Source organism: Treponema zioleckii (assembly GCF_014737315.1).
GTDB lineage: Bacteria > Spirochaetota > Spirochaetia > Treponematales > Treponemataceae > Treponema_D > Treponema_D zioleckii.
Map to the genome: position 1 here is coordinate 38,038 of NZ_JPUF01000015.1, position 21,615 is coordinate 59,652.

The 21,615-nt window shown below is 43.1% G+C and carries 17 protein-coding genes; 9 read left to right on the forward strand and 8 right to left on the reverse strand.

The annotated features are described in order from the left end of the window. Positions 1 to 57: 57 nt before the first annotated feature. Complete coding sequence (locus tag JI65_RS05655) at positions 58 to 2,103, reverse strand: toprim domain-containing protein (RefSeq protein WP_242457172.1); 2,046 nt, start codon at positions 2,101 to 2,103, stop codon at positions 58 to 60. A gap of 476 nt (positions 2,104 to 2,579) precedes the next feature. On the opposite strand from JI65_RS05655, the gene argJ reads away from it, so the two are divergent. From argJ to JI65_RS05690, 7 genes are all read left to right on the forward strand, one after another. After that, on the forward strand, positions 2,580 to 3,851 hold the full coding sequence (gene argJ / locus JI65_RS05660) for a bifunctional glutamate N-acetyltransferase/amino-acid acetyltransferase ArgJ (RefSeq protein WP_191014412.1): 1,272 nt from the start codon (positions 2,580 to 2,582) through the stop codon (positions 3,849 to 3,851). A gap of 17 nt (positions 3,852 to 3,868) precedes the next feature. After that, positions 3,869 to 4,753, forward strand: coding sequence for an acetylglutamate kinase (gene argB / locus JI65_RS05665; protein WP_191014413.1), 885 nt, complete (start codon positions 3,869 to 3,871; stop codon positions 4,751 to 4,753). Between the two features lie 534 nt (positions 4,754 to 5,287). Continuing rightward, complete coding sequence (locus tag JI65_RS05670) at positions 5,288 to 6,457, forward strand: acetylornithine transaminase (RefSeq protein ID WP_191014414.1); 1,170 nt, start codon at positions 5,288 to 5,290, stop codon at positions 6,455 to 6,457. A gap of 94 nt (positions 6,458 to 6,551) precedes the next feature. Further along, positions 6,552 to 7,190 carry a hypothetical protein gene (locus JI65_RS05675; protein WP_191014415.1) on the forward strand — a complete coding sequence of 213 codons (639 nt, stop codon included), beginning with the start codon at positions 6,552 to 6,554 and terminating at the stop codon, positions 7,188 to 7,190. 75 nt (positions 7,191 to 7,265) lie between these two features. Then, positions 7,266 to 7,619, forward strand: a complete 354-nt coding sequence (locus JI65_RS05680) for a hypothetical protein (protein ID WP_191014416.1) — start codon at positions 7,266 to 7,268, stop codon at positions 7,617 to 7,619. 38 nt (positions 7,620 to 7,657) lie between these two features. Continuing rightward, positions 7,658 to 7,900 carry a hypothetical protein gene (locus JI65_RS05685; protein ID WP_191014417.1) on the forward strand — a complete coding sequence of 81 codons (243 nt, stop codon included), beginning with the start codon at positions 7,658 to 7,660 and terminating at the stop codon, positions 7,898 to 7,900. A gap of 435 nt (positions 7,901 to 8,335) precedes the next feature. After that, on the forward strand, positions 8,336 to 9,997 hold the full coding sequence (locus JI65_RS05690; protein ID WP_191014418.1) for a putative manganese-dependent inorganic diphosphatase: 1,662 nt from the start codon (positions 8,336 to 8,338) through the stop codon (positions 9,995 to 9,997). A 98-nt stretch (positions 9,998 to 10,095) separates the two neighbouring features. Here the strand turns inward: JI65_RS05690 and JI65_RS05695 are convergent, their stop codons facing one another. Then, positions 10,096 to 11,046 (reverse strand): diacylglycerol/lipid kinase family protein, encoded by a 951-nt coding sequence (locus tag JI65_RS05695; RefSeq protein ID WP_191014419.1) that lies wholly within the window; start codon positions 11,044 to 11,046, stop codon positions 10,096 to 10,098. Positions 11,047 to 11,243: 197 nt separating this feature from the next. After that, complete coding sequence (locus JI65_RS05700; RefSeq protein WP_191014420.1) at positions 11,244 to 12,668, reverse strand: alanine/glycine:cation symporter family protein; 1,425 nt, start codon at positions 12,666 to 12,668, stop codon at positions 11,244 to 11,246. Between the two features lie 999 nt (positions 12,669 to 13,667). Between JI65_RS05700 and JI65_RS05705 the strand changes: the two genes are divergently transcribed. Together JI65_RS05705 and JI65_RS05710 are read left to right on the forward strand one after the other, a co-directional pair. Next, entirely contained in the window at positions 13,668 to 14,849 is a 1,182-nt protein-coding gene (locus tag JI65_RS05705; protein WP_191014421.1) for a type III PLP-dependent enzyme, read from the forward strand. 668 nt (positions 14,850 to 15,517) lie between these two features. Further along, positions 15,518 to 16,939 (forward strand): lyase family protein, encoded by a 1,422-nt coding sequence (locus JI65_RS05710; RefSeq protein WP_191014422.1) that lies wholly within the window; start codon positions 15,518 to 15,520, stop codon positions 16,937 to 16,939. Between the two features lie 288 nt (positions 16,940 to 17,227). On the opposite strand, the gene JI65_RS05715 is transcribed toward JI65_RS05710, so the two are convergent. From JI65_RS05715 to udp, 5 genes are all read right to left on the reverse strand, one after another. Beyond that, a complete protein-coding gene (locus tag JI65_RS05715) occupies positions 17,228 to 17,461 on the reverse strand; it encodes a DUF1858 domain-containing protein (RefSeq protein ID WP_191014423.1) in 234 nt (77 codons plus the stop codon). Between the two features lie 109 nt (positions 17,462 to 17,570). Continuing rightward, positions 17,571 to 18,080, reverse strand: a complete 510-nt coding sequence (locus tag JI65_RS05720) for a hypothetical protein (protein ID WP_191014424.1) — start codon at positions 18,078 to 18,080, stop codon at positions 17,571 to 17,573. A gap of 466 nt (positions 18,081 to 18,546) precedes the next feature. After that, positions 18,547 to 19,464, reverse strand: a complete 918-nt coding sequence (locus JI65_RS05725) for a prohibitin family protein (protein WP_191014425.1) — start codon at positions 19,462 to 19,464, stop codon at positions 18,547 to 18,549. 216 nt (positions 19,465 to 19,680) lie between these two features. Further along, positions 19,681 to 20,544 carry a patatin-like phospholipase family protein gene (locus JI65_RS05730; RefSeq protein ID WP_191014426.1) on the reverse strand — a complete coding sequence of 288 codons (864 nt, stop codon included), beginning with the start codon at positions 20,542 to 20,544 and terminating at the stop codon, positions 19,681 to 19,683. Further along, on the reverse strand, positions 20,541 to 21,320 hold the full coding sequence (gene udp, locus JI65_RS05735) for a uridine phosphorylase (RefSeq protein ID WP_191014427.1): 780 nt from the start codon (positions 21,318 to 21,320) through the stop codon (positions 20,541 to 20,543). The genes JI65_RS05730 and udp overlap by 4 nt, the downstream gene beginning before the upstream one ends. Positions 21,321 to 21,615 lie beyond the last annotated feature (295 nt).

Here is a 21,615-nt window from a genome sequence, read left to right on the forward strand (position 1 = left end):
ATATCTGTGTCTCATCCGTGTGTATCTGTGTTCATCTGTGTCTATTCTGTTACCGCCTTATACGTCAATTTCGGCGTTGCTCAGAAGGTTCTGTTCGATGAACTTTCGGCGTTCCGGGGTGTTTTTGCCCATGTAGAACGCAAGGAGTTGCGGAATGATTTTTAGCTGGCTTATTTCGACCGGCGTTAAGTGCATCGTTTCCGGGGCGATGAACTGGCGGAATTCGCTTGGGTTTATTTCTCCAAGACCTTTGAATCGGCTTGTTTCCGAGCCTTTGCCGAGTTTTTTCTGAGCCTTGTCGCGTTCCTGCTCGGTGTAGCAGTAGATATTCTCTTTTTTGGTTCGCACTCGGAAAAGCGGTGTCTCCAAAATCCAGACCCTGCCCGAAGTTACAAGTTCCTCAAAATATCCCAGGAAGAACGTGAGCACGAGATTTCGAATGTGGAATCCGTCGTTATCGGCATCGGTTGCGATTACGATTTTTGAGTATTTCAAATTTTCAACTGAATCTTCGATTCCGAGAGCCATCATAAGCTGGTAAAGCTCGTCGTTGTTGTAAATGTCGCTCTGCCGCTTTCCGTACATGTTTTCAGGCTTACCGCGTAGCGAGAAGATTGCCTGATAATCCGCGTCGCGCGAGTGAGTCATTACGCCCGAAGCCGATTGTCCCTCGGTAATAAAAATCATCGATTGCTCGCCCTTTCCGCCGTCGCCAATATGGAACCGACAGTCGTCAAGCTTAGGAATTCGGATTGAAATCTTCTTTGCCGCTTCTTTTGCCTGCTTTTTTACACTCGCAAGGTCTGTGCGGAATTTTTCGTTTTTCTGGATTTTCTCCTGAATCGCCTGTGCTTCCTTTGGATTCTTGTGGAGCCAGTCGTCAAGACCTGACTGGGTTTCGCTTATAATCCACTGTCGGATGTCCGTGTTTCCGAGTTTGTTTTTTGTCTGGCTTTCAAAAACCGGATCCTTTACTTTTACGAGAACAGCCGCCGTGATTCCTGCACGAACGTCCTCGCTTTTGTACGAGGTCTGGAAAAAGTCGTTTATTCCCCGCACAAAACCTTCTTTGAATGCGTTTAAGTGCGTTCCGCCGTCCGAGGTGAACTGTCCGTTTACGAACGAAAAATAATTCTCCGCAAATTCGCCCGTGTGTGTGAACGCGAACTGCAAGTGCTCGCCTCGGTAGCTTCCGATTTGATAAATCGACTCGCCTTCGATTTCTGCTTTGAGCAAGTCCAAAAGTCCGTTTTCAGAGATAAAATCCTTTCCGTTAAAGCGAATCGTAAGGCCTGTGTTGAGGTAAGCGTAATTCCACATTCGCTTTTCCACGAATTCCATGTTGAACGAATATTTCCCGAAAATTTCCTCGTCAGGAATGAATTCAAAATACGTTCCGTTCTTGGTTTCGCTTTTTACGCTTCCGTGCCGCTCTGATTCAAGCTTGCCTTTTTGGAAGACCGCTTCTGTGCATTTTCCGTCGCGAACAGAAACGACCCTAAAATATGAGGAAAGTGCGTTTACCGCTTTTGTGCCGACTCCGTTCATTCCCACAGAGAACTGAAAAACATCGTCGTTATATTTAGCTCCCGTGTTGATTTGGCTTACGCAGTCAATCACTTTGGTGAGCGGAATTCCTCGTCCGTAATCGCGGACTTTTACGCGGTTTTCTTTTATCTCAACGTCGATTCTCGTTCCGAATCCTACTATAAATTCATCGATTGCGTTGTCGATGATTTCTTTGAGGAGAATGTAGATTCCGTCATTCTGATTCGAGCCGTCGCCCAACCGTCCAATGTACATTCCTGAGCGGAGGCGGATATGCTCCAAAGCGTCGAGGTGCTTAATCTGAGCGTCGGTGTACTCTGCGATTTTTTTTGCGGGGCGTTTTGCCGTAGGGTCAAGCTCTTTTGCCTTCAAAAGATTTTTTCGAGCCTGTTCCGCAGATGCTTTTGATTTTTCGATTCCTGCTGATTCCGAAGCGTTTTCTGCATTCTTTGCGTTTTTTGGCTTAGCCTTTGATTTTGCCTTGTCCCATGCAAGGAATTCCTGCTTTTCGCCGTTAATTTCTTTGTTTGCTGTGTTCGAAGTTTCTTTTTTCATTTTCTAACTCGCTTGCAGTCTATACTTTAAATCATTCTAAGTAAAGTTGTAATTTGTCTAGGAAATTGAAAATTGAAAGATGAAAATTGACTTTTATTTTAGACACAGATAAACAGAGATGAACACAGATAGGACACAGATGAATTGAAAATGGAAAGATATAATTTTGAGATTCAAAGCAAGATTTAAAAATCTGGGGCGGTAGCGTAGGCGGGGCAGAAAAATGATTTCGACCGTTCGCGACCGAAGGGAGTCGGATACCTATTCTGCTCAGCCATGACAAATAAGGTGCGCTTTTCTAGCGATAGCAAAAACTGGGGAAGCGTCAGTTTTTCTCAAAAAAACTGACGGGAAACGCACGAGATTATTTTAATGTTGGAGAGGAAATGCGTGGCGTTTCCGTTTATTTTTTGCTTGCAAACATCACTGCATTTTCATATAATTTTTGCATATTTATACATTAGGAGCGAATAAATATGCAATTTAATTTTATTGATGGCGGAGTTACCGCCGCCGAAGGATTTACTGCTAACGGTATCTTGAACCACATAAAAGCTAGCAGAAAATTCAATGATACGGCTCTTATTTATAGTGAAAGATTATGCAACGCGGCAGGCGTATTTACCCAGAACCGGGTAAAAGCTGAATGCGTAAAACTCGATAAAGCCCACATCGAAAATGGCAAAGCTCAGGCAATCATTGCGAATTCTGGAAACGCTAACGCTTGCACCGGCGAAGAAGGCTACCGTAACGCCGAAAAAGAAGCCGTTGCCGTAGCTGCAAAACTCCAAATCAATTCTGACGACGTTTTGGTCTGCTCAACCGGCGTAATTGGACAGCAGCTTCCTGTGGAAAAAATCATAAGCGGAATCGACACTCTTGCCGACGGACTTTCAAAAAAAGGTCACGAGGAAGCCAGAATCGCGATTATGACGACGGACACGCACTACAAAGAAGTCGCCCTTGAAACCGAGATTGGCGGCAAAAAAATCCGCATGGGAACAATGGCAAAAGGTTCAGGAATGATTCATATCAATCTTGGAACAATGCTCGGATTCATCACTACGGACTGCGCGATTTCTTCTGAAATGCTGGAAAAAGCCTTGAGAAAATCGGTTGCGGGAACTTACAACTGCGTTTCGATTGACGGCGACACTTCCACGAACGACACTCTTTTGATTCTTGCGAACGGAATGGCCGGAAATACCGAGATTACATCTGAGGGCGAAGATTTTGAAAAATTTGTTGAGGCTTTGAACGCGCTCAACACTCAAATGGCAATGAAAATTGCTGCCGACGGTGAAGGGGCTACCCGCCTTGTAACGTGCAACGTAGTTGGTGCTGACACCGTTGAGAATGCAAGGGGGCTGGCAAAAGCCGTAATCTGTTCAAGCCTCGTAAAAGCTGCTTTTTTTGGCGCTGACGCAAACTGGGGCCGAATCCTTGACGCAATGGGCTACTCAGGATTCAATTTTACGCCAGAAAAAACGAGTGTTTCTTTCGTGAGCCGCGCAGGCGCAAAACGGTATTTTGAGAACGGAAAGCAAAACGGTGGCGAAGAAAAAAAGATAAAAGTATTTGACCACGGAGTTCCTCTCAATTTTGACGAAGATTTGGCAAAGAAAATTCTTCTTGAAGAAGCCGTTGACATTCTCGTTGAACTTGAAGATGGTGAGGCAAAAGGAACGGCCTGGGGCTGCGATTTGACTTACGACTACGTAAAAATCAACGGAGATTACCGCACTTAATTGAAAAGGAGACACTTATGGCAGATAAAAAAGACCCGCGACTCGACAACGAGCATTGGGCAGACGTACTTGTACAGGCATTGCCTTATTTTAGACATTGGGTAGGAAAAACTGTCGTTGTAAAATACGGCGGAAACGCAATGCTCAATGAAGAACTGAAAGTTGACGTGATGAAGGACATTGTGCTTTTGAACACAATCGGAATCCACGTTGTTCTGGTTCACGGAGGCGGACCTGAAATCAACAAAATGCTTGAACGCGTGGGAAAAGAGTCCAAATTTGTGAACGGACTTCGCTACACCGACGAAGAAACCATGGAAATCGTTCAGATGGTACTCACAGGAAAACTGAACAAAGACATTGTTGGAATCTTGTTGCAGGAAGGCGGAAAGGCCGTTGGACTTTCGGGAGTTGATTCTGGACTTTTGCGGGCAAAAAAGATTTCTAAAGACGGTGCGGATTTAGGATTTGTTGGCGAAGTGACGGAAGTTCATCCGGAAATCATTCAGTCTTTGATAGAAAAGGGCTTTATTCCTGTTGTTTCAACGGTGGCTTTGGGCGAAACTGGCGACATGAACCGCTACAACATTAATGCTGACACGGCTGCTGCAAAAATTGCAATTGCGCTCAAAGCTGAAAAATTCGTTCAGCTTACGAACGTTCCGGGTGTCCTTAAGGACGTTAACGACCCGGCAAGTTTGATTCAGCGGATTCATCTGGCAGACGTGCAGAAATACATTGATGACGGAATAATCGCAGGCGGAATGATTCCGAAAATTGAATGTTGTACGATGGCCTGCAAAGGCGGTGTTCCAAGAACCCACATCATCGACGGCCGTGTACCGCACTCATTGCTTATAGAAATGTTCAGCGACCGCGGAATCGGAACAATGATTTACTGAAAACAAGTTGATAATGTTGTGTAGTGCGGTACACTTCGCAAAGTGTATAATTCAGTTTTCCTTGAAAACTGAGAGGAACGCTGGAAGTGACTTCCTGATTAAGCTGTGACAAAAGCGTTCCGCGCATTCACTATTAATTGAAATGTTCAGCGACCGCGGAATCGGAACGATGATCTACTGAAACTCTACAAGTTGACTTTAAAATTTTTGGTTGACTTGTGCGTTTCACGCAAGTTTTCGGAAACGCACAGATTTTATTTTTAGACAAAAAGTACAGTTTTTAGCGTTTCCCAAAACTCGCGCTCTGGCGGGGGCACTTTGCAAATGTTTTCAAACTCGCCGCGACAAGCACTGCGACGAGTTCGAAGGTTGTTTTTTGCGTTCGCCACGTAGGCTCGCGCTGTAAAAAGTGCGGAATCGGAACGAGAGGACACGGTAAACGCTACAAGTTGACCTTAAAATTTTTGGTTGACTTGTGCGTTTCACGCAAGTTTTTTTTACTAGCACGTATTTAATATTCAAATAGGAAAAATTATGGGAAGCAAAACAGTTGTTAATAATTACGGGTCATTCGACGTGATTCTTACGCACGGACAAGGCTCTACAATGTGGGATTCCAACGGAAAAAAATACATCGACTTTCTCGCAGGAATCGCAGTAAATTCACTCGGAACGAACTATAAACCGCTCGTAGATGCCGTAAAAGCACAGGCAGAAAAAGAAATTCACATCTGCAACTACTTTATGAGCGACACCGGCGTTCAGTTTGCAGACGAACTTCTGAAAGCCACAGGATTTGAAGGAGTCTACTTCGGAAACTCTGGCGGAGAAGGCAACGAAGCTGCAATCAAATTGGCAAGAAAATACGGATATTTGAACGGCGGTGAAAAGCGTCACGTAATCTACACGTTAAAAAATTCATTTCACGGACGCACAATGGCAACTTTAACTGCCACAGGTCAGGACAAATTTCATCCTGCTTATTTTGCGCCTTATGTTGAAGGCTTTAAGACAATCGAAGCGAACGACTGGGACGCCATAAAAACAGCCTTTGACGACACTACGGCAGCTCTTTTGATTGAATGTGTTCAGGGAGAGGGCGGAGTTAACATTGTTGATGCTGATTGGGCAAAAGCTGCTGCTGAAGCCGCTCGAAAAGCCGGTGCAATCGTAATGGCGGATGAAGTTCAGACCGGATTTGGACGCACAGGAACTTTGCTTGCAAGCGACGCGCTGGGATTCAACCCTGAAGTCGTAAGTTTTGCAAAAGGCGTTGCGGGCGGACTTCCGATGGGCGGAATCCTCTTTAGAGGCAAGGCAAACGGCGTATTCAAAGCGGGCGACCATCAGTCCACATTTGCAGGAAATCCTCTCGCCTGCGCTGCGGGGCTTGTTGTTCTTCACGAACTTCAAAAAGAAGGATTTTTGCAGAGCGTCGTAGAAAAAGGCGACTACATGAGAAAAGAAATTGCCTCTTGGAAAATTCCGAACGTTGGGGAAATCCGCGGAAAAGGCTTGATGATTGGAGTTGATATTGTTGAGGGAAAAAGTGCGCTTGAACTTGAGAAAAAACTTCTTGCAAACGGACTTTTAACGTCAACTGCGGGCAAAAACACTCTTAGAATCGTGCCACCTCTCAATATTTCGATGGAAGAAATTAACGAAGGTCTGAATATTCTAAAATCAACTCTCGAAAATCTTTAAATCTGTTTTGTCCAATAGACTTTTTGTTTTTCGTATGTTTTAATTTATTTTAAAGTTGCCTTTGTGGGTAGCTAAAAAAAGAATTGGAGAATTTATGAAAAATCTTCGACGAATTGTTCTTGGCGCATTCCTTGCATTGATTTCTGGAATGTTTGTGTCTTGTTTTTCAATGAAGCAAAGTCTCAGCTACGAAAAAGGAAACTACAGTTATACCGTTGAGCTTGCCGTTGATAAAATGGTTCTTGCACTTGCAGAAATGGATGCGGACACTCTTTTTGCGCAGTTTGACAACGAACTTGCAAAAAAAGGTGGCATTTCTGATGAGAATGTTAAAGTTGAAAAAATTGACACTGAAAAAGATGCTGGATTTAAAATCTCTGTTGTAGTCAATGAAAATACTGAAGTTGAATCTGAAAAAGCTGTTATTCCTGTAAAAAACGGCAAAAAGCTTGAAATCTTGATTTTTGGCGGACAGGCTGTGGACGGAACTGTTGACTTTAACAGCGACGAAGGCGCCCAGGCTCGCGAAATGCTCGCAGAATCAACTTGGACATACTCTGTTCATAAGAGCGTTATGAAAAAAGTAAAGAAGGCTGCGATTGTTGATGAGAAAAATGGCAAAGAATTCAATTGTGAAGTAAATAAAGATGGCGATAACTTCGTAATCACAATTCCTCTCACAGAAATTCTTCAGGTTGGAAACTCTTACAGCAAGCTTGTAATTTCAAAATAAATTTTCCGGGGACTGAATTCCAGTCCCCTTTTTTGTAAAAATCTTCTGTAAAAATACACCGGACTTACCTTAAAAATGAAAAAATCACTCACAATTCTTTTTTCCATGATTTCAGCATTAATGTTTGTTTCCTGCTTTGAAATGAAACAGCAAATTTCTTATAAAAAAGGCATCTACAACTACAGCATTGAATTTACAGTTGATAAAACAGTATTGGCAATGCTCGGCGAGAACACGTCAATTGATTCTGAAGAAATTCTTGGCTCTGTTGACTCTGAGGATTTTACAGTTTCACCCGAAAAAATCAGAATAGAAAAAGTCAATACACAGACACATGAAGGCTCAAGATTTTTATTTTCTATCGATGAAAAAACAACCGATACTCTGGCTCAAATTTTTCTTCCTAGTAAAAAACGGAAAATCAATTGAACTTTTTATTTTTTATCCAGAAATGTTTGAAGACCGCTTTGATCCGGACAGCAGCGAACGGTAAAAAAATCAAAGCATTGCTTTCAAGGGCAAAATGGTCGTTTGTCGTAAATAAAAGCGTTATGAAAAAAATCAAAAAAGCGGTAATTGTAGACACTGAAAACAATAAAGAACTTGAATGCAAAGTAAGAAAAGAAGGAAAAAATCATATTATTGAACTTCCGGTGGTGGAACTCCTTCAAGATGGAAACTCTTACACCAAACTCATAATTTCAAAATAAATTGAAACGCTGCAGGTTAGACTTATAACTTTTTGGTTGGCTATGTGCGTTTATGGAAACGCTGCAGGTTAGACTTATAATTTTTTTGGTTGGCTATGTGCGTTTATGGAAACGCTGCAGGTTAGATTTATAACTTTTTGGTTGACTATGTGCGTTTCCCGTGATTTTTCCTTACGGAAAAGCTCGCGCTCTGGTGTAGGCACTTTGCAGGTGTTTTCGATGTTTCCGCGACAAGCACAGCGTCAACATCGAAAGTCCGCTTTGTGTTCGCTTCGTAGGCTCGCACTTAAAAATGGAAACGCACAGATTTTATTTTTAGGCAAAAAGTTCAGTTTTTAGCGTTCCGCGTGCTTTCCGCGCAGGCTTGTACTTATAAATCTAAAAGTTGATTAATTGCGTTTCCTTTTTGTCAAAAAACGTGCTATAATCGTTGGCATGAAAAAGACAACTTATGTTTTTGGGCACAAGAATCCAGACACGGATTCAATCGTATCTGCCACAGCATTCGCCAAACTAAAGAACCTCCTTGGCGAAACAGACTACAAAGCGGCGAGAGCCGGAAAACTTTCTCCACAGACTGAGTACATTTTTAAGAAATTCAAAATCGAACCTCCAGAGTACATTCCTGATTTGTATCCTAAGGCAGCCTACTACATGAACGAAGGCTGCAAAACTGTTGACGAATTTTGCTCACTTTGGCACGCATTCAACGTAATGCAAAAAGAAAAACTCATGGTTATGCCGGTCGTTGATTCGAACGGAAATTACAAATCGCTCCTTCATTACAACGCGTTTTCAAAAAACATCCTTGAGACGCTGAACCCGGAGCACCACATTACCGTAAAAACCAGCGTCAAACTTGTAAACGAAACAATCAACAGTCAGCCAATCGAAATGTCTGACCAGGATTCAATCAAAAAATTCTCCGTAATGGTCGGCGCTGCAAAATTCGACTCCTTTAAAACGACTTTGGACGCGCATCTTTCAGAGAACGTGATTATTGTTACTGGTGACCGCGAGGACGTTCAGGAATACGCAATCGACAAAAAAATCTCGCTTCTCGTCGTTTCGGGCGGAAAAATTCCTCGAAAAGAACTCATTGAAAAAGCTCGAAAAAACGGCACATCGCTTCTTGTAAGCTCGTTCGACACGATTTCTACGGCGATGCTCGTTGTTTACTCAACTCCTGTTTTTGTAATGTCGGATTCTTCCATAAAGCCAGTTGGCGTTTTTTCACCAGTCAAAAAAATCAAGCCGCTTTTGCACGAAAGCCCAAGTCATTCGCTTCCAGTTGTTGATGACACCGGAAAACTCATCGGAACAATCAGCGAGAATGATTTGTTGCACGAACCGAAAATTCAGGTTTCGCTGGTAGACCACAACGAGATGAGCCAGGCTGTTGACGGAATCGAGAATTACAGAATCCGCGAGATTATTGACCACCACAGAATCGGCGTTATGGCAACAAAGTATCCGATTACTTTTGTAAACCGTCCGGTCGGTTCAACAGCAACTCAAATTGCGAATCTTTTCCGCGAAAAGCACGTTTCGATTCCTGTTGAAATGGCTCAGATTCTTTTGTGCGGAATTTTGAGCGACACATTGATTTTGCAATCTGCCACAACCACTGACATTGACCGCGAGGTTGCGGAGTATCTTTCTGTAATTTCTGGGCAAGAAATCCAGACGCTCGGCCAGGAAATTATTTCTGCCGGCAGCCGCATAACTGGCCGCAAAGCAACCGATGTTATTGGGCAAGATATGAAGGAATACAGCGAGAACAACGGAAAACTCATTTACACCGTAAGCCAGATTGAAGTTGATGACCCAGACGAGATTATGGAGCGAAAAGACGAATTCCTTGCGGAACTTGAGATTACGCGCCGAAGTCATGGAGGGCTTTTCTCTGTTTTGCTCGTTACGGATATTACTAAACTCAGCTCAATCATGCTCATTGCGAGTGACGAGCGTTTCTTGCCGTATGTGAACTTTCAAAAGACCGAGGATGACAACATCTATTATTTAAAAGATGTCGTGAGTCGCAAAAAGCAGCTCATTCCTCTTCTTACCGAGGAAATCACGAAGTACCTTAACTAGATTTTTTTAGTAAAAAACGTGCTTTATAAGGAAAATCAAAACAAAAATCTGCTCTTTCGCCGTAGCTAACGGGAGAGCTGATTTTTCTGAGTGCATTTTTACACAAGCACAGTGAGTTTTGCCGGTAATGTCGTGTATTTTATTTTTGCGACGTTGCCCATAAGCTCACCGTCTGTGTGACAGATTGTCGAACTGTTTGAAGTTACTTCGAGACTCTTAAAGTTTCTTAGAGTGAACGACTTAAAGATTTTCTGTTTGCCCATCAAAAGAAACGGGAATGCAAAAAATGTGAGAAGTTTTGGAATCCCCGCCGCCATGCAAAAACTAAGTTCGCCGTCAAAGCCGCTTGCGAACGGAGCCATTGGAACGCCGCCGCCTTCCGCTTTAAAATTCATAATCGCCATAAAAATCATTTTTGAGAAACTTTTTGGCTCTTCATCATCAAATTTTAGCGTTACGGTCTGAGTCCGCATTTTGAACAGCGTGTAAACCGTCAAAAACGCGTAGCTAAGTTTTCCCATTTTTATGTAGTTCAAGACCTTTTTGATTTTTGAAGTGTTGATTTCTGTACCGACAATCGCATCAAGTCCAAAACCAGAACTGATTCCGAAAATTCTGCTTTTGTGAACGATTCTTTCATCCGAAAGTCCACTTTCCTCAATTTCGGCCTTACCCAAATCGATTTTTTTGTCGCCAGTTGAATTGAGAATCAAATTCAGTGCCTTTTTGTAATTGTGCCGAGGCAAATTCAAGCCCCGCGAAAAATCGTTTCCAGACCCAGTTGGAATTAATCCCAATTTGATTTTAGAAAAATCCTCGATTCCGTTAAGAACCTCATTTATGGTTCCGTCGCCGCCAACAACGACGATTTTTATATCGCTTTCGTCAAGCTTTGAAACGTCTCGTGCAATCTGCTCCGCATGTCCGACCCGAAGCGGAACGTGAGTGATGTATTCAATATTTTTTTCTTTTAAAAGCTCTCTGATTTTGTTCCACTGCAAAAAAGCCTTTCCGCTTCCGCCGTGGATATTTACGATAAAATGATACATAACCAAATTATATGCCAATTTTTTTATAAATTGAAAGAGGAAATTGTGAATTGTGAATTATGAATTATGAAGTGTGAAGTGTGAAGTGTGAAAGTTGTTTAAAATCTTATGGGCATACGCTACGGCGCTTCAGAAAATGCTTTGCCTTCGCTACTGCCCATAAGATTTTTACACCTGTAAGCTAATTTCGTGATTCATCAACTTTTTGCAAAATATTCGTGTGTTGTTCTTGCACAAACACCGCTCAAAACGATGAGCGAAATACAGTTCGGAATCGCCATGAGACAGTTCGTAATATCAGCGATTTCCCAAACTTCCTTTACAGTAAGATACGGCCCAACAAAAACCGCCAAAATGTAAAGAACCCTGAACGCTTTTACGATTTTCATCTTTCCGTTCGTAAGATATTCAAGACATCGCTCAGAATAATAGTTCCAGCCCAAAATCGTTGTGAACGCAAAGAAAATCAAACAGAGCATGATTAAAAACTGAACCGAGCGCCCGTCTCCGCCAAGAACTTTTGAGAATGCTCCAGAAGTTACCGCAACGCCTTCTAAGTCGCCAACGCCTGTCGCTCCGTCCGTAAAGAACGCGATTACGATTGCAAGACCTGTCATAGAACAGACGATGATTGTGTCTATGAACGTTCCGAGCATAGAAACCAAGCCTTGTTCAACAGGTTCCTGAACCTGAGCCGTACAAGCCGCGATTGGAGCTGAACCAAGACCCGCCTCGTTCGAGAAGATTCCTCGTGCAACGCCTTTTTGCATTGAAGAAATTACTTGAGCCACACAGAATCCTGTAGCACCGCCAGTGGCAGCCTGCCAGCCAAAAGCAGATTTTAAAATCACGGAGAGAGCTTCTGGAATTCTAGTCATGTTCATAATCAAAACCGAAAGACCGAGGAAAACGTAAATCAAAGCCATTGCAGGAACGATAACTTCCGCAACTTTCGAGATTCTTCTTAACCCGCCGATGATTACGAGAGCCGTAAAAATCGTTACGAGAATTCCGGAGATTACGACAGAAATCGAATAGTCTGCCCCAAAAATCGAAACAGTGTGCAAACTTTCTGGGTCGATTGCATTTTTTACTGCCGAAGTGATTCCGTTTATCTGCGTAATCGTACCGATTCCCATAATTCCGGCAAGTACGCCAAAAATGGCAAAGAGAACCGCAAGCCACTTCCATTTTTTTCCCATTCCTTTTTCAATCGTGCAGAATGGACCTCCAAGAATGTGACCGTCCTCTTTTTTTTCGCGATATTTTAGCGCGAGCATACATTCAGAATATTTCGTAGCGATACCCACAAGGGCCGCGAGCCACATCCAAAAAAGTGCGCCAGGTCCGCCCGTGCAGATTGCAGTCGCAACTCCGACGATGTTTCCAGTTCCGATTGTGGCAGAAAGTGCAGTGCAGAGCGCGCCGAACGGCGAAACTTCTCCATGCGCGTTCTCATCTTTTTCCTGAAAAATCGATTTGAATGCAAGACCGAGTTTTCTGAACTGCAAGCCTCTAAGCCGGATTGTGAGCAGAAATCCCGTCACAAGAATCAGAATGATTGTCGGCAATCCGCAGACAACGCTGTTGATTTTCTGAAGAATCAGGTCGAATGTTTCCATCAACATCTCCTTAAAACTATTTTTAAAAAACTAAAAAAAAACAAGTTTTAGCGTAAAGATTCGTTCTCGCGTCTTTGCGTCAAAACTGTGCGTTAACCGTATCATAAAATGCTCTTAAATGCAACGGAAAATCTGCAGAAAAACAGGCTGAACTTGCGCTGTCATTCAGAAATTGGCTATCTAAAGTCCTTGCCGTCAAAATGTCAGCGGCATTCCTCTCCCCTTGAATGTGGGTATTCCATTCGCCTCGCCCGTAGTATTCCTGACCCTCGAACCGTAGGATTCCTGTCACCTCGACCGAAGTGGAGAGGTCTGCACACCTTTCGTCGGAAGGTAGATTTCTCCATTCCGCTTCGCTCCAGTCGAAATGACCGCGGGTATTCCTGTCGCCTCGCCCGTGGGTATTTCTGTCCCTCGAACCGCAGGAGTCCTATCACGTCGAGCATAGAATTCCTGTCACCTCGACCGAAGTGGAGAGGTCTGCACGCCTTTCGTCGGAAGGCAGATTTCTCCATTCCGCTTCGCTCCAGTCGAAATGACCGTGGGGGCCTGTCGCCTCGACTGTGGGTATTCCATTCGCCTCGCCCGTAGTATTTCTGTCCCCTCAAACCGTAGTGTTCCTCTCCCCTCAAACCGGGAGTATTCCATTCGCCTCGAACCGTAGTACTCCTGTTCCCTCGTCCGTAGGATTCCTGTCACCTCGACCGAAGTGGAGAGGTCTGTACGCCTTTCGTCGGGAAGTAGATTTCTCCATTCCGCTTCGCTCCAGTCGAAATGACCGTGGGGGGCCTGTCGCCTCAAACTGCCATATTTTCAATTCTGTTTAAAATGAATTTTAACTGGTTTTCAGAAAAGGAAAAATGTTAAAAAAAATCGAAAAAAAAGCTAGAAAATATCTTGTTTGTAAAAAACTTTTATTTTATATTGTTCCCTTATGCGGAAAATGGGTTGCAGAAAACCGCATGTTTTACAATTTCCATTTTTTTAAGGGTGGTCTCTATGTTCAATCGTGAGGACTACGTTTCAGATTCTGACTGGAATCGTTTTATTGAGTTTTCAAAAGGGTTGGAAACTCCAAATGTTGTGATTAATCTCAAAAAGATTAAGCAAAACTTTCTTGACTTACGTAAATCTTTTCCTTACGCAAGTATCTACTATGCCGTAAAGTCTTGTCCTGGCGAGCCAGTTTTAAAAATGCTCGCAGATTTAGGCTCTAATTTCGACATCGCTTCCCGCTACGAGCTTGATAAGGTTCTTGCTTTGGGAATTTCTGGTGACAGGCTTTCTTACGGAAACACAATCAAAAAAGCCCGCGACGTAAAATATTTTTATGAAAACGGAGTTCGTCTTTTTGCCACAGATTCAAAAGACGACTTAAAAAACATTGCAGAATACGCTCCAGGCTCTAAAATCTACGTTCGAATGTTGGTTGAGAACACTCAGACTGCAGACTGGCCTTTGAGCCGCAAGTTTGGCTGCCACCCAGACATGGCTTACGATTTGCTCGTAATGGCAAAGAATCTTGGTCTTGAGCCTTACGGAGTTTCTTTCCACGTTGGATCTCAGCAGCGCGACATTGGTTCTTGGAACGATGCGATTGCAAAGGCTACTTATCTTTTTTCTTCTATAGAAGAAGAGGAAGGAATCAAATTGCAGATGATTAACATGGGCGGTGGATTCCCAGCTCATTACATTCAGCCGACTAACGAGCTTTCGGACTACGCTTCCGAAATTACTCGCTACCTAAAAGATGACTTTGGCGATGATGTTCCAAAAATCATCTTGGAGCCAGGCCGTTCACTTGTGGGAGACAGCGGAATTTTGACTTCTGAAGTTGTGCTCATAAGTCGAAAGAACAACACAGCTCTCCAGCGATGGGTTTATCAGGATTCAGGAAAATTCAACGGACTCATTGAGACAATGGACGAAGCCATGAAATATCCTGTAATTGCCGAAAATCAGGTTCCGGGCGAAAAAGAGGGCGAGGTGATTCTTGCAGGCCCTACTTGCGACAGTGCGGATATTATGTATGAGGATTTTAAATACAAGCTTCCGCTGAGCCTCAAAGCAGGGGACAAACTTTATTGGCTCACCACAGGCGCATACACGGGAACTTACGCAAGCGTAGAATTCAACGGATTCCCGCCAATCAAAACCTACTACATGGGCGAAGAAGACTAGACCTGCGCAAAAGCCTGTAAAAAATGCATGGGATCGTCCAATAAGTTCGTTGCATAGCGTCATTCCGAACAGAATCTGCACGGCAACACTTTTTGGACGTCCCTGCGTTTCCATGCCATGGATGGAAATTATCGAACAGGTCTAGTTAACAAAAACTTTGTGAGCCACATTCCGAATTTTAGTGAATCACACATCCTGAAAGCATAATCATAGCCAAGCCCAAATAAAAAACACGCTCTAAGAAAAACTGCATAGTTCGCCTCCAAAAAAGAAATCAGAATAAAACTACGGATTTTTATAAAACGATTTTTTGTAGGGACTTTTAGACTTGAATCACTCGTAGGTTAAGTGTATTTTAAGATGGAATTCTGAATTAGTCAAATTTATTTTAAAGATTTTTTCAATATTTTTACTTCTAATTTTTGCAATCATATTATAAATCGAAAGTTGACAAAAAATCTGTTGGGCGGTAGTGGAGGCGGGGTAAAAAAATGATTCTGAGCGTCGCGAGCGATAGCGAGTCGGATACCTCTAAAGCTCAGCCATCATTTTTTTTGAAACGCCGCAACGGACGCCCAACAGATTTTTTTACGCCTGCAAGTTTATAATACGCTTGCTTCTTGCTGTCGTTGTCGCTCACTTCTTATTTCAGTATACTAAAAACAATTATGGAAACACGTAACATTTTTGAGAATCTCTCATGTATCGATCACCGTTATTCACTTTCTGAAAAAGCGGTTTTTGACGGACTTTCGCAGTACATTTCTGAACAGGCTTCTGTTCGCTCTTGCGCAAAATGTGAATCAGCACTCGTAAAGGCCCACTTAAAAGTCAGAGGTCAGCTTACGGACGCTCTCGCCAAAGAACTTGACGATGTTGCTTCTAAAATTGACCCTGAAGAAGTTTACGTTGAGGAAGAAAAGACCAAGCACAATATTCGTGCCCTCGTAAACGTAATGAAGACCAAAGTGAATGCCGAAATCGGCCCTTTGATTCATTTGGGGGCAACCTCTGTTGATATTCTTGATACAGCGCTTTCTTGCAGAATGCGGGATGTTACACAAAACGTTGTTTTACCAGAACTTAAAAAACTTGAGAATTATCTTTGCGACATTGCTGAGCGCGAGTCTGCTACTCCGCAAGTTGGTCGCACTCACGGTCAGCACGCCGTTCCGATTACTTTCGGTTGGTCAATTGCAGAATTCGTTTCTCGCCTCGGAAAATCTATCCTAAGAATCGAGGAACTTTCTAATCAGCTCGTTGGAAAACTTGCAGGCCCGGTAGGAAGCTACAACGGCCCTTCGATGATTGTAAAAGACCCTGAGGAACTTGAGCGAATCTACACTGAATTTTTGGGATTGAAGCCTTCTGAATATTCAAATCAGCTTGTTGAGCCAGAGCATGTTCTTCGCCTTCTTTTGGAGATGAACGTGGCTTTCGGAATCATCGCGAACCTTGCAGACGATTTACGAAACTTGCAGCGTTCAGAAATCGGTGAGGTTTTTGAATACTTCTCGGCTACTCAGGTTGGCTCTTCTACAATGCCGCAAAAACGAAATCCGTGGAACAGTGAGCACGTAAAATCTTTGTGGAAGGCAATGTGCCCTCGCGTAATCACGTTCTACATGGACCAGATTTCTGAGCATCAGCGTGATTTGACGAATTCTGCTTCTCAGAGATTCATTTCTGACTACGTTGCAGGATTTACGATGGCCGTTGCCCGCATGAATTCTGTAGTAAAAGGTTTGCAGGCGGACAAAGAAGGAATGGCTCGAAATTTGCAGAATGCCGGCGGAAAAGTTAAGGGTGGTGTTCTTGCTGAGCCTGCGTACATTCTTTTGGGTGAGGCCGGATACAATGACGGTCACGAGGTAATCCGAAAAATCACTTTGGAAGCAGAAAAATCAGGAAAGACGTTCTTTGAAGTGCTAAAAACTCACGAAAAGGAATTTGCGGATATTACGGCTCAGCTTGAAAAGCTCGGTGTTGAAAATCCTGCGTCATTCTTTGAGAATCCTGCAAACTATTGCGGTCTTGCGGCAAAGAAATCCGCACGCCTCGCAAAAAAATACAAAGAATTGATGAAATAATGAAGTTTGCATAAATTTTGACACGGATGAACACAGATTAACGGTGATAGGACACAGATAAAAAAATCTGTGCCCCATCTGTGTCAGGAAAACGGCAACAGTCACTTTGAGCTTCGCCAAAGCTTACATTGTCGTTCCTATCAGTTTTGCATGACAAAACTGAACAACTGGGGTGAGACTGTCGAAATGACCAACAACACTATCTTTTGTGGTTTCGACATGCTCAACCACCGTGTTTTTTTCCCTAATTCGATAGCCCCATTTACAATTGCCGATTCCTACTATAATTTAGTTTTCGTTCGGGCTGTTTTCAGCAGTCAAAAAATCATTCAAATCTTCAATAACTTCGTCTGGGTTCAAGCCGTGAACCATTGCTGCTTCTTCAAGCGTTTCCATTTGCGAAGCGTAGCAGCTTATGCAGTGCATTCCCATTTGCATAAGTGGGTCCACAAGTTCAGGGTGAGTCATTACGATATCCGAAACGAGCATTTCCTTTTTGAGTTTCTCGTTTTGTTCTGCCATATTTTCCTCCGGTAAGCGGTATTTTCTCTGTTCAAATATAGTAAGATTCTTGCCGTTAGAAAAGAAATATTTTGCGAAGCGCAAAGCAAAATATGCGAGGTGGTGCGCTTTAGTTGATTTTTACTGAGGCAATTGATTCCAGCATGAGTTTTTGATAGATAACTGCATGTTTTTGGGGAAGAAGACCATGAATCATATATAATTTTTGATTTTTTACGATTAAGCGTGTGATGTAAATAAGATTGTTTTCAAGATAAATAACTGTGTCGGAAGTTTCGTTTAGGATTTTTGCCGTTTTTGCAAAGTATTTTTTGCTTTCTGTAAGGGCTTGTTTTGTGGTGAAGCCGTCGGGAATTCCTTTCATTTCGTCGGCACTTGCGATGATGATTGTTTCGTTTGATGCGGACGAAATTTTATAGAAGAGAAAAAGTCCGAATGATTTTTTGCCGAGTTTTTCTACTTCCCAATTTGGCAGCGCCGTGAATGTGATTTCTTCGGAAAATGATTGTGCGTTTTTTGTTTTGCCTAAATCTTTTTGATTTTGTTCTAGTTTTGTGCTCGCACATGAACTTAAAAATACTGTTGCGGCCAAAATGAGCGTGAATATTTTTTTATTCATAAAAACTCCGAAATGGGGAACGACAATATTTTGCTTTCAATCTACATAATCGGTTTTGTCGTTCCTATCAGTTTTGCAAGCAAAACTGAGGATGCAGTTTAGATTGCTTTCAATCTGCATAATCGGTTTTGTCGTTCCTATCAGTTTTGCAAGCAAAACTGAGGATGCAGTTTAGATTGCTTTCAATCTCCATAATAGGTTTTGTCGTTCCTGTCAGTTTTGCAAGCAAAATTGAGGATGCAGTTTAGATTGCTTTCAATCTGCATAATCGGTTTTGTCGTTCCTATCAGTTTTGCAAGCAAAACTGAGGATGCAGTTTAGATTGCTTTCAATCTACATAATAGGTTTTGTCGTTCCTATTAGTTTTGCAAGCAAAACTGAGGTGGTCACTTTAGATTGCTTACGGTAGTGCAGACAATTTTTTGCACTTACAACTTTATAATGTACAATCCGTGACCACCCTTAGTTAGTTCTTTCCAACGTCAACCATTGTTCCTGCGGCTGTAATCGGAATGTAATTAGGAACTTCCCGTCCGTCCCATTTTTTTGCGCGTTCAAGTTCGATTTCAAGTTCCTTGAGTTTTATTTCGACGTTATAGTTCTGTGCGACTTTTGCGTTGTAGTAGGCGAGTGCGTCTGCTTCAACCTGTTTTGCTTCTGCGGCTTTCTGTGCTTTTATCAAATCTGCTTCGGCGGTCTGTTCGGCTGCCTTTTTTGCGGCTTCTGCTTCGGCAACTTGCTTTTGTGCGTTGGTCTGGGCGAGCTTCAAATCCTGTTCTGCCTGACGAACCTGCTGAGTGCGGTTCATTGTCTCTTTAATCTGTTTGTCAAAATCGTCGCTCCAGTCCCAGTTTGAGATTGTGAGCTGAGTCACTTCAATCGGGTAATCTTTGAGTTTGTCTTTTAAGCTTGAAGCTACAGTCTGCGTAATGTGGTCCTGATTTTCAACAAGCTCGTAAATCGAATATTTTCCTACGGCTTCTTTTACGCAGGCAACAAGGCTTCTGGTAATTGCGTTTTCGAGCATGGAATTGTTGTATTTTGTGATTGCGTCAAGGATTTTGCTCTCGTCGTATCGGAAGAAAACTGCAACCTGAGTTCCGACTGTCTGCGCGTCTTTTGTGAGTGCGCCGTCCTGTCCTACAGAGAACGTAACGTTAAGTTCGCGAGGAACGACAGAGTATTTTTTGATTTGGCTGATGAATGGCGTGTGGAAGTGCATTCCAGGTTCCAAGATTCCGCCAGAAACTTGTCCTAATGTTACCAATACGGCTCGCTCGCTCGGTTCAACGACGGTGAATGCGTTTCCCATTACGATGATGAACGCAAAAACCAAAACGATTGGCATGAGGATTCTTTTTAGACTTTTAAAATCTTTGCTCATTTTTTGTCTCCTTTTTTGTTCCAGGGGTTCCGCATTATAGGAAAGTTGACAAAAAAATTGTCGGAACGAGAGTAAAAAAACGGCTTTTGTGAACGTTTGCAAGGTGAGCCGCTTTGCGGCGTTAATAATTTTCCTTGCACCGCGTGAACAAAAACGTTTTTTACGGTAGTGCAGACAATTTTTTTACACTTACAACTAATGCGGACACCGTGGCATTTATCCTGCCACAAATTTTCTGATTTTTTCCAGTTGGTCGAGGGCTGTTTTTCGACCTTCTTCGTAAATTCTTTTTAGTTCGCCGGGATTCTTTTCTGTTCTTGAAATTCCCAGCGATTTTTCCGGACAAATGACTAAAACGTTTCCGATTTTTTCTTGTTCAAAAACGTATTTTGTTTGCTCGTTGTACATTTCGTGGCGATTTTGCATTGTTTTTATAAAATTCGGATATTTGTGCAAAAGAATTTTCATAAGCAAAATCGCACTGTTCGGCTTTTTTACAAAATCTCTTGGCTGGGTAAGAATTACAACATTTTTTGTGTAGCCCAAATTTTCAAAATGTTTTAGAGGAATTGAATCCGAACTTCCGCCGTCCAAAAGTTTTAGACCGTCAATTTGGACTACTTTTTGAACCAGCGGCATTGCCGCAGATGCCCTGAGCCACTTCATACCGTTGTCCGGGCCGTTCTCGTCAAGGTCGCTGATTTTTTTGTAGACCGGAAATCCCGTGGTAACGTCTGTTGCCACCGCGTAGAATTCCATTGGATTTGCCTTGAAGGCTTTAAAATCGAACGGGTCGAGTTCGTAAGGAATCGTGTGATAGCCGAATTCCTGATTGAACATGTTGCCGGTTTTCAGGAACGATTGCCAGCTGCAATAGCGTTTGTCGCCAGCGTATTTCATGTTGAACCTTATTGCCCGCCCGTTTTGCTTTGATTTTACGTTGCAGCCAAAGCATGCGCCTGCGGACACACCAATCATTCCGTCGAAAGTTATTCCGTTTTCCATCAGAACGTCGGTTACGCCGCAGCTGAACATTGCCCTTAGTGCACCGCCTTCAAGTACAAGTCCTGTTTTTTTCATTTTGCGTTGTCCTGCTTGATTAAAAGTCTCATTGCTTCAACAGCGGTTTTAATTGCAAGTTCCGTGTCGTGAGCCTGCTTGTTTTCAAGACCTTTTTTTGCCCGCTCCTGATTTGCAACAACGAGGAAGCATGAACCTACGCGCACTTTAAGAAAACTTCCTGCAACGAAGAGTGCAGCACTTTCCATCTCAGAGGCAAGACAACCCAAACGGAGCCAGGCTTGCCATTTGTTTTCAAGCTCGTAGCTTACCGGCATGATTTCTGGCTCGTGCTGACCAAAGAATGAGTCTTTGCACTGAACGACTCCATGATGATTTCTGATTCCGAGATTTTTTGCAGCCTGAACGAGCGCATTCGTAACGTCCAAGTCTGGCACTGCCGGAAATTCAATCGGAGCGAATTCTCGGCTTGTTCCTTCCATTCGGATTGCTCCAGTTGCGATTACAATGTCGCCGCCCAGAACGTCTTCCTGCATTCCGCCGCAAGTTCCTACGCGAATAAAAGTTTTTGCGCCCACTTTTGAAAGCTCGTCAATCGCGATTGAAGCAGACGGACCTCCGATTCCTGTTGATGTGACGCTAACTTTTACGCCGTCCAGTGTTCCTGTGTAAGTTGTGTACTCGCGAACGTCGGCAACGAGTTTTGCGTTGTCAAAGTGCTCCGCGATTTTTGCGCAGCGTTTTGGGTCGCCCGGAAGAATAACGTATTCTCCAACGTCTCCCGGTCCCACTCCTGTGTGATATTGTTTTCCAGAACCTTCTGTGTAATCTACCATAAAATCCTCCTAGTAAACTTGTAGTGTCATCTCGACAGTAATTTTTTTCTGTCACACCGACAGCGTTTTTTCTGTCACAACGGCAGTTTTTTTTCTGTCACCTCGACCGAAGTGGAGAGGTCTGCACGCATTCCGTCGGAAGGCAGATTTCTCCATTCCGCTTCGCTACAGTCGAAATGACAGCGTTTTTTCTGTCATAACGGCAGTGTTTTCCTGTCACAACAACAGCGTTTTTTTCTGTCACAACGACAGTATTTTTTTTCTGTCACCTCGACCGAAGTGGAGAGGTCTGCAC